The sequence below is a fragment of the Azospirillum sp. B21 genome (genome assembly GCF_008364825.1).
In the GTDB taxonomy this organism is placed as follows: Bacteria; Pseudomonadota; Alphaproteobacteria; order Azospirillales; family Azospirillaceae; genus Azospirillum.
On sequence record NZ_VTTO01000007.1, the window covers coordinates 224,507 to 239,335 of the forward strand.

The 14,829-nt window shown below is 68.2% G+C and carries 14 protein-coding genes; all 14 read left to right on the forward strand.

Annotated features, from left to right (window positions below; genetic code table 11):
- Window positions 1-62 precede the first annotated feature (62 nt).
- The 14 genes from FZ983_RS18750 to FZ983_RS18815 all read left to right on the forward strand — a co-directional run bounded on the left by FZ983_RS18750 (window position 63) and on the right by FZ983_RS18815 (window position 14,682).
- Complete coding sequence (locus FZ983_RS18750) at window positions 63-1,703, forward strand: FGGY-family carbohydrate kinase (protein ID WP_149225035.1); 1,641 nt, start codon at window positions 63-65, stop codon at window positions 1,701-1,703.
- A 439-nt stretch (window positions 1,704-2,142) separates the two neighbouring features.
- Window positions 2,143-3,294 (forward strand): penicillin-binding protein activator, encoded by a 1,152-nt coding sequence (locus tag FZ983_RS18755; RefSeq protein ID WP_149225036.1) that lies wholly within the window; start codon window positions 2,143-2,145, stop codon window positions 3,292-3,294.
- A gap of 39 nt (window positions 3,295-3,333) precedes the next feature.
- Entirely contained in the window at window positions 3,334-4,206 is an 873-nt protein-coding gene (locus FZ983_RS18760; protein ID WP_149225037.1) for a branched-chain amino acid ABC transporter permease, read from the forward strand.
- A gap of 1 nt (window position 4,207) precedes the next feature.
- Window positions 4,208-5,167 carry a branched-chain amino acid ABC transporter permease gene (locus tag FZ983_RS18765; RefSeq protein WP_149225038.1) on the forward strand — a complete coding sequence of 320 codons (960 nt, stop codon included), beginning with the start codon at window positions 4,208-4,210 and terminating at the stop codon, window positions 5,165-5,167.
- Complete coding sequence (locus FZ983_RS18770) at window positions 5,164-5,952, forward strand: ABC transporter ATP-binding protein (protein ID WP_149225039.1); 789 nt, start codon at window positions 5,164-5,166, stop codon at window positions 5,950-5,952. Before FZ983_RS18765 ends, FZ983_RS18770 begins: the two co-directional genes overlap by 4 nt.
- Before the next feature lie 50 nt (window positions 5,953-6,002).
- Window positions 6,003-6,707, forward strand: coding sequence for an ABC transporter ATP-binding protein (locus FZ983_RS18775; protein WP_348771065.1), 705 nt, complete (start codon window positions 6,003-6,005; stop codon window positions 6,705-6,707).
- A 225-nt stretch (window positions 6,708-6,932) separates the two neighbouring features.
- Complete coding sequence (locus FZ983_RS18780) at window positions 6,933-8,153, forward strand: FAD-dependent monooxygenase (RefSeq protein ID WP_149225041.1); 1,221 nt, start codon at window positions 6,933-6,935, stop codon at window positions 8,151-8,153.
- A gap of 12 nt (window positions 8,154-8,165) precedes the next feature.
- A complete protein-coding gene (locus FZ983_RS18785) occupies window positions 8,166-8,921 on the forward strand; it encodes an Asp/Glu racemase (RefSeq protein WP_149225042.1) in 756 nt (251 codons plus the stop codon).
- 12 nt (window positions 8,922-8,933) lie between these two features.
- Entirely contained in the window at window positions 8,934-9,740 is an 807-nt protein-coding gene (locus FZ983_RS18790) for an alpha/beta hydrolase (protein ID WP_149225043.1), read from the forward strand.
- A gap of 26 nt (window positions 9,741-9,766) precedes the next feature.
- Window positions 9,767-10,813 (forward strand): 2,5-dihydroxypyridine 5,6-dioxygenase, encoded by a 1,047-nt coding sequence (locus tag FZ983_RS18795; protein WP_149225044.1) that lies wholly within the window; start codon window positions 9,767-9,769, stop codon window positions 10,811-10,813.
- A complete protein-coding gene (locus tag FZ983_RS18800; RefSeq protein ID WP_149225045.1) occupies window positions 10,810-11,424 on the forward strand; it encodes an N-carbamoylsarcosine amidohydrolase in 615 nt (204 codons plus the stop codon). Before FZ983_RS18795 ends, FZ983_RS18800 begins: the two co-directional genes overlap by 4 nt.
- 79 nt (window positions 11,425-11,503) lie before the next feature.
- Window positions 11,504-12,244, forward strand: coding sequence for a TetR/AcrR family transcriptional regulator (locus tag FZ983_RS18805; protein ID WP_149225046.1), 741 nt, complete (start codon window positions 11,504-11,506; stop codon window positions 12,242-12,244).
- Between the two features lie 114 nt (window positions 12,245-12,358).
- Entirely contained in the window at window positions 12,359-12,772 is a 414-nt protein-coding gene (locus tag FZ983_RS18810) for a hypothetical protein (protein ID WP_149225047.1), read from the forward strand.
- 206 nt (window positions 12,773-12,978) lie between these two features.
- Window positions 12,979-14,682 (forward strand): methyl-accepting chemotaxis protein, encoded by a 1,704-nt coding sequence (locus FZ983_RS18815; RefSeq protein WP_149225048.1) that lies wholly within the window; start codon window positions 12,979-12,981, stop codon window positions 14,680-14,682.
- Window positions 14,683-14,829 lie beyond the last annotated feature (147 nt).

The window sequence follows — 14,829 nt, forward strand, 5'->3', positions numbered from 1 at the left end:
TCACGCTTCAGACGATTCCGTCTGAAGCGATCGCACTGCAAGCGTCGGACGGAGGACATGCCATGACGCGCGCCGTGATCGGGGTGGATGTGGGGACCGGCAGCGCCCGCGCCGGCATCTTCGACCTTGCCGGCCGGCGGCTGGCCGCCGCATCGCGCCCGATCCGGATGTGGAAGCCCGATCCGGACTGGGCGGAGCAGTCCTCCGACGACATCTGGACCGCGGTCTGCGCTGCTGTGCGCGAGGCTATGGAGGCTTGCGGCGAACGGCCGGAGGTGGTCGGTATCGGCTTCGACGCCACTTGCTCGCTGGTGGTGCTGGACGCCGCCGGACGGCCGGTAACGGTCGATCCGGCTGGGGACGACGCCCGCAACGTCATCGTCTGGATGGACCACCGCGCCATCGACCAGACCGACCGGATCAATGCTGGCGGCCATGAGGTGCTGCGCTATGTCGGTGGCCGGCTGTCGCCGGAAATGCAGACGCCCAAGCTGCTGTGGCTGAAGGAGAACCTTCCGCAAAGCTGGAGCCGCGCCGCCCATTTCTTCGACCTGCCGGATTTCCTGACTTGGAGGGCGACTGGATCGACGCGGCGGTCGCTGTGCTCACTGGTGTGCAAATGGACCTATCTGGGCCATGAGGGACGGTGGGACGATTCCTATTTCCGCGCCATCGGGCTGGGCGATCTGGTGGATGAGGGTCATGCGCGCATCGGCACCGATGTGGGCGCGGTCGGCAGCGCCATCGGCGGCGGCCTGACCGTGGATGCGGCGCGCGAACTTGGCCTGACGCCGGGCATCGCGGTCGGCACCTCCATGATCGACGCCCATGCCGGCGGGATCGGCGTCATCGGCGCCCCTGTATCCGCCGGTGAGGTCATCGACTACGACCGGCGGCTGGCGCTGATCGGCGGCACATCGAGCTGTCACATGGTGATGAGCCCGGCGGCGCCGCGCTTCATCCCCGGCGTCTGGGGACCCTACCACTCCGCCATGCTGCCGGGGCTCTGGCTGAACGAGGGTGGGCAGTCGGCGACCGGCGCGCTAATCGACCATGTGGTGCAGAGCCATCCCCACCATGCCGATCTTGCCGCCGAAGCCAGCCGCCGCGGCACGACTGTCTACCAGCTGCTGAACGAAGAATTGGCCGCGCTGGCCGAGCGCAGCGGCGGGCCGATGGCGATGCTGACCCGCGACCTGCATGTGCTGCCCGACTTCCACGGCAACCGCTCGCCGCGGGCGGATGCGAGCCTGCGCGGCTCCATCAGCGGGCTTCGCCTGTCCGACGGGCTGGAAGACTTGGCCCTGCTCTATCTGGCGACGGTGCAGTCGGTGGCCTACGGCACCCGTCACATCGTCGGGGCGATGAACGACACCGGCTACACCATCGACACCATCCTTGCCTGCGGCGGCGGCACCAAGAATCCGGTGTTCCTGGAGGCACATGCCGACGCCACCGGCTGCACCCTTGTCCTGCCGGAGGAACCGGAGGCGGTGCTTCTGGGCTCCGCTGTTCTGGGGGCCGTCGCGGCGGGCGCCTTCCCCGACATCGCCGCCGGCATGGCCGGCATGGCCCGCGCCGGCCGCAGCATCGCGCCGGCCGAAGGGCGTTTGCGCGCCTACCACGACGCCAAATACAGCGTCTTCCTGCGACTTCACGACGACCAGATGGTCTATCGCGCTCTGATGGCCGGAGCCGGCTGACCGCTCCGCCGCGCCACCGTACGTTCGACCTGCAGCCGCCCAAGATTTGGGCGGCCTGCCTGGAATGCATGTGCATGCGCGGATTTTGGGCACTCCCATCCCCCTGATCTTCCGTGTGCCCACGTCCATGGACCGCGGGAACCGCTGCGTTCCGCCGGTTGCCCGGTCTGGCCCGTATTTTGCGACGCAGCGTGAATTCCTCCGATCGGGTCGGCAGGCAGGCCGATAATCGGGATTGACAGGGGGCGCCGGCCCTCGTTAACGTTGGGACAAGAATTAATTGGGCGAATAATAAAATCGCCTAACCGTATGGAATACGGCGCATAAGCACCCCGAATGGGGGCAACCCCTGCGCGCGCCTTCGGGCTGGCCCGACACCCGCGCAGGCGTGGGATCACGACCAATTCCACACATTCCCCAAGGGACAGGAGGGTTAGAGATGTACCGCTATGTTCTGGGATGCGCGCTTGCGGCCGGTGTCGCCGCGTCCGGTATCGCCGCATCGGGTTCGGCCAACGCGCAGGACAGCGTGAAGATCGGCCTCGTCGAGCCGCTGACGGGATCCGTCGCCTATAACGGGAAGTCGGTGGTCGAGGGCGCCAAGCTGGCGGTCGAGCAGATCAACGCCAAGGGCGGCGTGCTCGGCAAGCCGGTGGAGCTGGTGATCGAGGACGGGCAATGCGCCCCGGCCAACTCGGTCAACGCGGTCGAGAAGCTGGTACAGAAGGACAAGGTGGCCGTCCTGGTCGGCGCCTTCTGCAGCTCCGCCACCGCGGCGATCATGCCGGTGGCGGCGAAGTACAAGATTCCGCTGGTGACCGGCGTGTCGTCGAGCGCCGCCCTGACCGAGCAGAACAATCCCTGGTTCTTCCGCGCCGCCGAAACCGATGCGCTGATGGCCAAGGCCTTCGCCAAGATCCTCGCCAACGATCTGAAGCTGAAATCCGTCGCCTATGTCGGCGTCAACGACGACTGGGGCCGCGGCGGGGTGGAGGAATTCTCCCGCGACCTGTCGGCGCTGGGTGTGAAGACGGCGCTGACCGAGTATTTCGACCATGGCTCCACCGATTTCTTCACCCTGCTGACCAAGCTGCGCGCCGCAAAGCCCGACGGCATCTTCGTCGCGGCGGAAACGCAGGACGGCTCCATCCTGGTCAAGCAGCTCCAGGAAATGGGGGTGCAGAGCAAGGTGTTCGGCGTCGGCTCCTGGGCGACCGCCGATTTCATCAACCTGACCGGCGACGCGGCCGAAGGCATCTATGCCGCCGTTCCCTATGTCTCCAGCGTCGATACCCCGCGCAACAACGAGTTCGTGAAGGCCTATGAGGCCAAGTACAAGGTGAAGCCCGGCAAGTACGGGGCGGCCGGCTACAACGCGCTGAACATCACCGCGCAGGCCATCGCCCAGGCCGGCAGCACCGATGCCGAGGCCATCCGCACGGCGTTGGGCAAGACCGACTACAAGGCGCCGAACGGCGAATACCGCTTCACCGCCAAGGGCCAGGCCTATGGCTTCGACGCCGTGCTGGTCCGCATCGAAGGCGGCACGCCCAAGGTCGTCGCATCCTCCCCCGTCGAAGCGCCGCAGTAAGCCGGCACGGCCCCACGCCACAGCGAGGCTGAGACTGCAATGGATCTGTTCCTGCAATTCCTGACCAACGGGCTGGTGGTCGGCGTCTTCTATGCGCTGTCGGCGCTGGGGCTGACGCTGATCTTCGGCCTGATGCGGGTGGTCAACTTCGCCCATGGCGAATTCTACATGCTGGGCGGCGTGGTGGGGTGGTTCGTCACCACCTACCTCGGGCTCGATTTCTTCTCAGGGCTGGTGCTGGTGGCGCTGGCGATCGGCAGCTTCGGCTGGCTGGTGGACCGCTTCCTGATCGAGCGCGTCCGCGGCCAGGGCGAGGAGCCGGGCATCCTGCTGACCATCGGCCTGTCGATCTTCCTGGTCAACATCACCCTGCTCGCCATCGGCCCGGCGCCGCTGAAGGTCGCCCGCGCCATCACCGAAGGGCCGATCTTCCTCGGCCCCGTCACCATTACCAAGATGCGGCTGCTCGCGATGGTCATCGGCATCGCGCTGATCGTCGGCGCGCATGCCATCATCCACCGCACCCGGCTGGGCAGCGCCATGCGCGCCACCTTCCAGGACCCGATGGCCGCCAGCCTCGCCGGCATCCGCACCAAGCAGGTCTACGCCGCGACCTTCGCGCTGGGCTGCACCCTGTCGGCGCTGTCGGGCATGCTGCTGGCCAGCATCTATTCGGCGCAGGCGTCGGTCGGCGGGCTGGTCAGCCTGAAGAGCTTCGTCGTGGTGATCCTGGGCGGCATGGGCAGCTTCCCCGGCGCCATCGCCGGCGGCCTGCTGCTGGGCGTGGCAGAGGCGCTGTGGGGCGGCTATGTCGCCACCGGCATGGTCGACATCATCGGCTTCCTGCTGGTCATCCTGATCCTGGTGCTGCGGCCGCAGGGTCTCTTCTCGATCCGGGCGGAGAGGGCCTGACATGACGCTCGAACGCAACATCCTCCTCGGCCTCGGGGTCCTGGCGGCGCTGCTGCCCTTCGCGATCACCGACCAGTACGTCCTGCACCTCGCCATCATGGCGATCTTCTACGCCATCCTCGCCAACAGCCTGAATCTGGTGGTCGGCTATGTCGGCGAATTCTCGCTCGGCCATACCGCCTTCCTCGGCACCGGCGCCTACACCGCGGCGCTGCTGTCGGTGAATGCCGGCTGGCCGATGTGGGCGGCGGTACCGGCGGCGGGCGTGGTGGCCGCGCTGTTCGGGCTTGCAATCGGCGCCATCACGCTGCGGCTGCAGGGACCCTATTTCGTCATCGTCACCCTGTCCTTCGCCGAGGTGCTGCGCATCGTCGCCAACAACTGGATCGCCGTGACCAACGGTCCGATGGGCTTGGCGGGGGTCGGCCAGGGCGGGGTTTCCGACAAGAGCGCCTTCCTCGCCATCGTGCTGGGGCTGGCGGCGCTGACCTTCTACCTGTCCTACCGCTTCGTCTATTCCAACGCCGGCCGCGCCGCGGTGGCGGTGCGCGAGAACCGCTACGTCGCGCAGTCCATCGGCGTGAACCCCTTCGGCACCGCCATGCAGGCCTTCGTCCTGGGCGCCTTCCTGGCCGGATTGGCCGGCGGATTCTATGCCTTCTACATCTCCTTCGTCGGGCCGGAGGTGTTCCGCTTCGCCTTCATGGCGACGATCATCATCATGGTGCTGATGGGCGGCAAGGGCACGCTGCTGGGCCCGGTGGTGGGGGCGGTCATCGTCACCCTGCTGGAGGAATATCTGCGCGAACTGCAGGAGCTGCGCCTGTCGCTGTTCGGGCTGATCGTGATGGCGATCGTTCTGTTCCTGCCCAACGGCCTGATGGGTTTCGTCGCCCGGCGCCGCGAACAGCGCGGCGACGCCCCGTCCCTCTCCCCCGCCATCGAGGAGCGCACCGTATGACCGCCCTCCGCAACAGCGAGCCGCTTCTGCGGGCCGAGAACCTGACGATGCGCTTCGGTGGCATCACCGCGGTGAAGCAGGTGGGCTTCGCGGTCGGTCCCGGCGAGATCGTCGGACTGATCGGCCCCAACGGCGCCGGCAAGACCACCTGCTTCAACATGCTGACCGGCTTCTACACGCCGACCGAGGGCCGGGTCTTCTTCAGGGGCACCGACATCACCAGCCACAAGCCGCACGCCATCGCGCGGCTCGGCCTGATCCGCAGCTTCCAGAAGACCAATGTGATGAAGCGGCTGACGGTGTTCGAGAATGTGCTGACCGGCCATTACATGGAAGGCCGCCAGTCACTGCTCGCCACCTTCTTCCCCGGCGAGAAGGTCCGCCGTGCCGAACGCGAGGCGCGGGAGAGTGCGGCCGCCATCGTCGAGACCATGGGCCTGTCGCGCCGCATGAACGCCCCGGCGCATCTGCTGTCCTGCGGCGAGCTCCGCCTTCTGGAGGTCGCCGTGGCGCTGGCCGCCAAGCCGACCCTGCTGATGCTGGACGAGCCGGCGGCCGGGCTGAACAGCCACGAGGCCATGCAGTTCGGCGAAACGCTGAAGACGCTGGTCGGCAAGGCGGTGCAGTCGTTGCTGATCGTCGAACACAACATGGAACTGGTGATGGGCGTGTGCGGTCGCATCGTCGTGCTGAATTTCGGCCAGATGCTGGCTGAAGGCGAACCGCGCGAAATCCTGAACAACCCGAAGGTCGCCGAGGCCTATCTCGGCAAGGCGGCGGCATGAATACGATCACGATGGACGTCCCGGACGCAGCCGCAAGCGCGGCGGAGCCGGTGCTGCGGGTGCGGGACCTGCATGTCTCCTACGGCAGCACCGCGGCGCTGCACGGCATCTCGCTCGACGTCCATGCCGGGGAGACGGTGGCGCTGATCGGCGCCAACGGCGCCGGCAAGAGCACCACGTTGCGCGCCATCTCCGGCCTGCTGAAGGCGCGGTCGGGCAGCATCGCCTGGAACGGCAAGCCGATCGCCAACCGCCCGCCGGAGGAGATCGTCGCCGCCGGCATCGCCCATTGCCCGGAGGAACGCCACGTCTGGCCCGGCATGACGGTGGAGGAGAACATCGCGCTCGGCGCCTATCTCTGCCGCTCGAAGGATGAGGTCAAGACCCGCATGGGCATGGCCTTCCACCGCTTCCCGCGCCTGCGCGAGCGGGCCCGGCAGATGGCGGGCACGCTCAGCGGCGGCGAGCAGCAGATGCTGGCCATCGCCCGCGCGCTGATGTCGGAACCCCGCCTGCTGATGCTGGACGAGCCCAGCCTGGGCCTCAGCCCACGCATGGCCGAGGAGGTGTTCGACGTGGTGCGCGCCATCAACGCCCATGGCGTCACGGTGCTGCTGGTCGAACAGAACATCCACAACGCTCTGGCGGTCGCCAGCCGCGCCTATGTGGTGAAGACCGGCCGCATCGCCGCCGCCCGCCCGGCCGCGGAACTGCGCGGCGACCCGGAACTGCTGAAGGCGTATCTGGGCGGGTGACGGTGCGGGCGTGGGTCGCCCCCTCCCCGACCCTCCCCCGCTTTGCGGGAGAGGGAGTCAGGTGTCGAAGCGGCGGAGTTCCCTCTCCCGCGAAAGCGGGGGAGGGTTAGGGAGGGGGCAAGCCCGCCACCAGATCGCCCGCCGTCAAACCGCTGGCGCCAAGCGCAAACAGTAATTAAACAGCCGGCCGATTAATTGTCGGCGTCTCCCTGAAGGAGGGATAGAGTGAGAAGCAAACCGCGGATTGGAATCGTCGGCGGCGGCATCGGCGGCGTGGCGCTGGCCGGCTGCCTGCTGCAACGGGGCTTCGAGGTGCGCCTGTTCGAACGCGCCGCCGGCTTCGGCGAGATCGGCGCCGGCATCCAGATGACGCCGAACGCCGTCAAGGTCATCAAGACCCTGGGGCTGCTGGACAGGATGCTGGAGGCGGGCTTCCTGCCGCAGGCGCTGGTCGGGCGCAACTGGCGCACGGCGCGGGAGAATTTCCGCACGCCGCTGACCGACTGCCCGACCCTGTACGATGCGCCCTTCATCCACATCCACCGCGCCGACCTGCATTCCATCCTCGCCTCGGTGGTGCCGGAGTCGATCGCAACCTTTGGCGTCGGCTGCACCGGCGTCCGGCAGGAGCCGAACGGCGCCGTCGCCACCTTCGACGACGGCAGCGAATTCGAGGCCGACCTGATCGTCGGTGCCGACGGCGTGCGCTCCGCCGTGCGCGCCGCGCTGTTCGGACCGGAGGCGCCGCGCTTCACCGGCCACATGTGCTACCGCGCCGTGGTGCCGGTCGACGGACCGGTGGATTTCGTGGCGCCGGAGGCGTCCTTCTGGTTCGGCCCGAAGAGCCATGTCGTCACCTACTATGTCCGCGGCGGCAAGGCGGTGAACATCGTCGCGGTTGCCGAGACCAGCGAGTGGGTGGAGGAAAGCTGGAACGCGCCGAGCAGCCGCAGCGAATTGCTGAACGCCTTCCAGGGCTGGCACCGCAATGTCGAGACGCTCTTCCAGCGGGTGGACACCGTCTACAAATGGGGCCTGTTCGACCGCGATCCGATGACGAGCTGGTCGAAGGGCCGGGTGACGCTGATGGGCGACGCCGCCCACCCGATGCTGCCCTTCCTGTCGCAGGGTGCCGCCATGGCGATCGAGGACGCCTATGTGCTGGCCGCCTCGCTGGAGGGTCACGGCCGCGACGTGCCCGCCGCCCTGCGCGACTATGAGCGCGAGCGGCTGCCCCGCACCAGCCGGGTCCAGTTGGAGGCGCGGGAGCGCGGGCGGACCTACCACCTGCCCTCGCCCCTCGCCCAGGCCAAGCGCGACTTCGTCTATTGGCTGCGCGGCCTGATCAACCCGCAGGCCACCGGCATCCAGGCCAACTGGGTCTACGAATACGACGCCCGCAAGTTCCGCCCCAGCGTCGCCGCCGCTTCCGAACTCGCCGCCTGAGGGATGCCCGCAATGACCACCCGCACCTATCGCATCGGCCAGATCGTCCCCAGCTCCAACACCACGATGGAGACGGAGATCCCGGCGATGCTGACCGCCCACGCGCTGGCGCACGGCACCCGCTTCACCTTCCATTCCAGCCGCATGCGCATGAAGACGGTCGCCAAGGAAGAGCTGGCGGCGATGGACGGCGAATCCGACCGTTGCGCGCTGGAACTCACCGACGCCCGTGTCGACGTACTGGGCTATGCCTGCCTCGTCGCGATCATGAGCATGGGCCGCGGCTATCACCGCGTCTCGCAGGAGCGGCTGCAGGGCCGCACGGTGGAGAACGGCGCGCCGGCCCCGGTCATCACCAGCGCCGGCGCTCTGGTCGATGCGCTCCCCGTCATCGGCGCCAGGCGCATCGCGCTGGTCGCCCCTTACATGAAGCCGCTGACCAAGCTGGTCATCGACTACATCGAGCATGAAGGGGTGGAGGTCGCCGACTGGCGGGCGCTGGAGATCCCCGACAACATCGCCGTCGGCCGCCACGACCCCGAACGCCTGCCGGAAATCGTCGCCGGCATGGACACCCGCAACGTCGATGCAATCGTGCTGTCGGCCTGCGTGCAGATGCCGTCGCTGCCGGTGATCGCGAAGGTCGAGGCGATGACCGGTAAGCCCGTGATCACGGCCGCCGTCGCCACCACCTACGCCATGCTGAAGGCGCTGGACCTGAAGACGGCGGTGCCCGGCGCCGGTGCGCTGCTGTCCGGCGCCTATTGAGGAGGGGACGGCATGGAGAGCACCTTCCAATACGGCGCGAATGTCCGCGCCAACGGCATCCGCCAGCATTACCTGCGCTATGGCGGCGCCGGCCGTCCGCTGGTGATCGTGCCGGGCATCACCAGCCCGGCGCCGACCTGGGGCTTCGTCGCCGAACGCTTCGGCCGCAACTTCGACACCTATGTGCTGGACGTCCGCGGCCGCGGCCTGTCGGAAGCTTCGGACAGGCTCGACTACGGGCTGGATGCCATGGCCGCCGACGTGGCCGCCTTCGCGGCGGCGCTGGGGCTGATGGACTATGCGCTGGTCGGGCACTCCATGGGTGCGCGTATCGGGCTGCGCGCGGTCAGCCGTCATGGGGCCGAGCCCGGCTGTCTCGTCATGGTCGATCCGCCGGTGTCGGGACCGGGCCGACGCCCCTATCCGGCGCAGCTTCCCTGGTATGTCGATTCCATTCGCCTGATGGCGCAGGGCGCCGATCTGGAGGCAATGCGCCCCTTCTGCCCGACCTGGACCGACGAGCAGCTGCGCCTGCGCGCGGAATGGCTGCACACCTGCGACGAGCGCGCCATCGTCACCGCCTATGAGGGCTTCCGGACCGACGACATCCACGCCGATATCCCACGCGTCTGCTGCCCGTCCCTGCTGATCGCCGCCGGCCGCGGCGACGTGATCCTGCCGGACGAGGAGGCGGAGATCCGCAACCTCAACCCCGCCATCGGCGTGGTTCGCGTGGAGAACGCCGGACACATGATCCCCTGGGACGACGAGGACGGCTTCTACCGCGCGTTCGGCGATTTCCTCGGCAAGCCGGTCTGAACCCCACAAAAGAAAGGACCCCCGCGATGTCCGTCAGTGATGCCGACATGGTCCGCGCCTGGACCCATGTCCTCACCCTGTCCAACCTGAAGGCCGGTGACACGGTCACCCTGCTGACCAGCGCCGACACCCACCCGCAGACCCTGCAGACCGCGTGGATCGCCGCCGGGATGATGGGGGCGGTGGTGAACCGGCTGGACCTGCCGCCGATGAACGCCGAGTTCGCGCACAGCCGCGACAGCCTGGCCTATCTCGGCACCACGCCGCTGACCGGGAACCGCGCCGCCATCGCGGCGCTGAAGGAAAGCGACATCGTTCTCGACCTGATGACGCTGCTGTTCTCGCCCGAACAGGCGGAAATCCTGGAGAGCGGCACCCGCATCCTGCTGGCCGTCGAACCGCCGGAGGTGCTGGTCCGCCTGCTGCCCAGCCTGGAGGACAAGGCCCGCGTCGGCGAGGCCGCCGCCCTGCTGGCGGGGGCGAAGGAGATGACCGTCACCTCGGCCGCCGGCACCGAGCTGCGCCTGCCGCTGGGCGAGTTCCCGGCGATCCAGGAATACGGCTTCGTCGATGAGCCCGGCCGCTGGGATCACTGGCCGAGCGGCTTCGGGCTGACCTTCCCCAACGAGGGCAAGGCGGAGGGCCGCGTCGTGCTGGAGCGCGGCGACATCCTGCTGCCGATGAAGTCCTATGTCGCCGACCGCATCGAGATGATTGTGGAGAAGGGCTATGTCACCGCGATCACCGGCGGCATGGATGCCGATCTGCTGAACGACTACATGGAGGTCTTCGACGATCCGGAGGCCTATGCCGTCTCTCATATCGGCTGGGGCCTGCAGAAGCGGGCGCGCTGGTCGACGCTCGGCCTGTACGACCGCGAGAACACCATCGGCATGGACGCCCGCGCCTTCGCCGGCAACTTCCTGTTCTCCATGGGGCCGAACAACGAGGGAGGCGGATCGCGCACCACCGCCTGCCATATCGACATCCCCATGCGCAACTGCACCGTCCGGCTGGACGATCGCGAGGTGGTCCGCGCCGGCCGCCTTCTGGAAGAGGAGCCGGTAGCATGAGCGAGCCGACGCAAGAGGTCTACGAGCGTCAGGGCTTCGGCCAATCGCTGGGCATCCAGGGGCGGATCGGCCTGCTGATCGTCGATTTCGTCAACGGCTTCGCCGACCCGGCGGTGTTCGGCGGCGGCAACATCCCCGCCGCCATCGCCCGCACGGTGACGGTGCTGGAGGAGGCGCGCAAACGCGGCTGGCCGGTCGCCCACAGCCGCATCGTCTATGCCGACGACGGGTCGGACGCCACGGTCTTCTCGATCAAGGTGCCGGGCATGCTGACGCTGACGGAGGACGCCCCGGCCAGCGCCATCGTCCCGGAACTGACGCCGGCCGCGGGCGAGCTGGTGGTGCGCAAGACCAACCCGTCGGCCTTCTTCGGCACCAGCCTCGCCCCCTGGCTGACGCGGATGGGGGTGGAGACGCTGCTGGTCGCCGGCTGCACCACGTCGGGATGCGTGCGGGCCAGCGTGGTGGACGCCATGTGCCACGGCTTCCGGCCGGTGGTGCTGTCCGACTGCGTCGGCGACCGGGCGATTGCCCCGCACGAGGCCAACCTGTTCGACATCGCCCAGAAATACGGCGACGTCGTACCCGCCGAGCGTGTGCTGGCTCTGTGACGGGGTGAAAGGAGTGGATGCGCCCTTGCCCAAGGATGGTATACGTGTCCGCGACAGGGACGATTCCTCCGCGGAAGCCATGAAATCAGCGAGTTCACAGCCCAATGCGGCTCCAGAACCGGAGACGGCACAGCCGGAGACGGCGGCCAAACGGGGACGCCCGGCGCAACGCCGCCGGGCCGGCCCCGGCCGGCCGGAGGGCGTCAGCAACGTACGCGACGAGATCCTCGACGCGGCGGAGATCGAGTTCGCCAACCTCGGCTATGCCGGCACCAGCCTGCGCAACGTCGCCGAGGCCGCCCAGGTGACGCAGGCGCTGATCAACTATTACTTCGGCTCCAAATACGGCCTGTTCGAAGAGGTCTTCCTGCGCCGCGGCCGGCAAATCGCGGACGACCGCATGCAGCGGCTGGAGGAGCTGCGCCGCAGCGGCAAGCCGCCGGCGGTGGCGGACATCGTCCGCGCCTTCCTGATGCCGGCCCTGTCGATGCGCTCCACCGCGGCCGGCCGCACCTTCATGCGGCTGCAGGCCCGGCTGCACACCGAACCGCCGGAGATCTCCTACAAGCTGCGCAACGAGGCCTACGAGACCTCCACCCGCCTGTTCACCGAGACCCTTCGCGACGCCCTGCCGCATCTTTCGGAAAAGGACGTCTACTGGCGGATGACGCTGATGATCGGCGCCTATCTCTACGCCTTCTCCGACACCCACCGGCTGGAGGAGATGGCGCCCGGCATCGTCAACCTGGACGATCCGGAGGAGATCCTGAAGGCCATAACCAGCTTCGTCACCGCCGGCATGCTGGCTCCGGCACCGTGAGGGGGCTCCGGCCCCCTCGCCTGCCCCGTCACACGCAAAACTGATCTGCATCAAGGCATCTCCACCCCCTGCTGCGGCCTTATTAATCGGTCGATCAATTAGAGGGTGCCGATCATGCCGAACTCCCTTCACACATCCGCCGCCGCTCCCGCCCGTTTCACCGCCCGCGGCGGCTGGTGCGCGTCCCTGCTGGCGTGCTGGCGCGGTGGGCGTCAGATGCAGGCGCTGGCGGCACTGGAACCGCTGGACCGCAAGGCGGTGCTGCAGGACGCCGGACTGAGCGAGAGCGACCTGCCGGCCCTTGCCCGCGGCGGCCATGTGCAAAGCCTGCTGCCGGCGGCGCTCGCCCTGCACGGCCTGAACGGCGCCGCGCTGGAGGCCGAGCGGGGCGACGTCATGAACGACCTCGCTCGGGTGTGCATGCATTGCCGCAAGTCCCGCGCCTGTACCCGGCTGCTGGCCGGCGGCACCCGCGAGGATCATGACCGCATCTGTCCGAACGCGCCCACCATGGCGTCGCTGGAGTAGCACCCGGACACAATTCGCCGGTGCCGGCCACACGGCCGGCAAGAAAAACTGTTTGTTCGGACACAAACTATTGTCTATCATATTTCGGTCAAAGCAATCGTATAGCAATTACTCGGGCCGGGGATTTCCTGCTCCCGCTGCCGCCGGTTGCCTTGGGCAGAAAGCCCCCCCTCGGCCCACCTATTATCCTCGGAAAGAGATACGTCATGGCCCTGCACCGCTGGTTTTCCGACCGGAAACTGGTCCACAAGCTGCTGATCCCGGCGGTCCTGCTGCTTGCCGTCATGGGAAGCGTGGTCTGGACCGCCCGGTCGGCGCTGATCGACCTGACCGCCTCCACCAGCCGCGTGACCGACGTGGTGGCCGGGCGGCTGTCGGCGGCGCTGGCGATCCAGTCGGCCATGGGCGACGCGATGGACGCGGAGTCCAACGCGCTGGTCGCCGGAACGCGCGAGCGCATCGACGCCGCCTTCGCGACCTACAAGGACAACATCGGCAAGGCGACGGCCGCCATCGACCGGCTGGCCGCGGCCTATGACGCCCCGGCCGACCGCGAAGCGATCGCCGGCATCAAGTCCATCGTCGGCGAGTATGAACGGGTGTCGCAGAAGGCGGTCGATCTGGCACGGGCCTACGACACCGACAGCGCGATCCGCGTGTCGATCGACGTCGGCCGCCCGGTCCGGCAGAAACTGACCCTGGCGCTGTCGGAGCGGGTGGACCACAGCCTGGAAGAGACCAAGCGCGCCGAGGAGCGGGCGCTGGCGCTGTCCTCCAGCGTCATGACCCGCCTGTATGCGGTCACCGGTGCCGGCCTGCTGGTCGCCTTCGGCCTGTTCGGCTCCATCATCGTGGTCTTCGTCGTCCGGCCGCTGCACCGGCTGGTCGCCGACATGACGGCCATTGCCGATGGCAACCTCGCTGTCGACATCCAGGGCGCGGCGCGCCGGGACGAGGTCGGGCTGCTCGCCCGCGCGCTGCAGGTGTTCAAGAGCAACGGCCTTGCCATGCGCAGCCTGCAGGAAGAGCGCGAGGCGCAGAAGCTGCAGGCCGAGCGCGACCGGCAGGCCGCCATGCGGGCGCTGGCCGACCGCTTCGACGCCGACGTGCAGGACGTGGTCCAGGCGGTTGCGTCGGCCGCCCGCCACCTGCGCGGCAATGCCGAGACCATGACCGCCATCGCCTCGCAGACGACGGAGCAGGCCTCCACCGTCGCCGTCACCACGGCGCAATCCTCCGCCAACGTCGCCACCGTCGCCGCAGCGTCGGAACAGCTGGGCAGCTCCATCGGCGAGATCGGCCGGCAGGTCAACGCCGCCGCCGCCATCGCCCGCAATGCGGTGGAGGAGGGCGAGCGGACCAACGCGCTGGTCGCCCGGCTGGTGCAGGCGGCCCAGAAGATCGGCGACGTGGTCAGCCTGATCCAGAACATCGCCAGCCAGACCAACCTGCTGGCGCTGAACGCCACCATCGAGGCGGCGCGTGCCGGCGAGGCCGGCAAGGGCTTCGCCGTGGTGGCGCAGGAGGTAAAGGCGCTCGCCACCCAGACCGCCCAGGCGACCGAGGAGATCGGCAGCCAGATCGCCGAAATCCAGACGGTGACCGATGGCACGGTGACGGCGATCCAGACCATCGGCCGCACCATCAACGACGTCGATTCCATCGCCGGCGCCATCGCCGCGGCGGTGGAACAGCAGACCGCCGCCACCCAGGAGATCGGCCGCAACATCCAGCAGGCCGCACAGGGAACCCAGCTGGTGACCGGCAACATCGCCGCGGTCAGCAGCTCCGCCGGGCAGGTCGGACAGGCGGCCGGGGAAGTTCTGGGCGCCGCCGACAGCCTGTCCCGCGACTCCGACCGCCTGCGCGAGCGGATCCAGGCCTTCATCGGCGAGGTGCGCGCGGCCTGACGCGGGGATCCGGACCGGCCCCGGATGGAACGTTTGAAACGCCGTGGAACGGTTTTCCGGGCCTGTTTCATTGTTCCATCCGCCGGCCGCATGGATGCGCAACATCGGGTTCAGGCCGCGAGAACGGCGGTTTCGCTCGATTGTTTC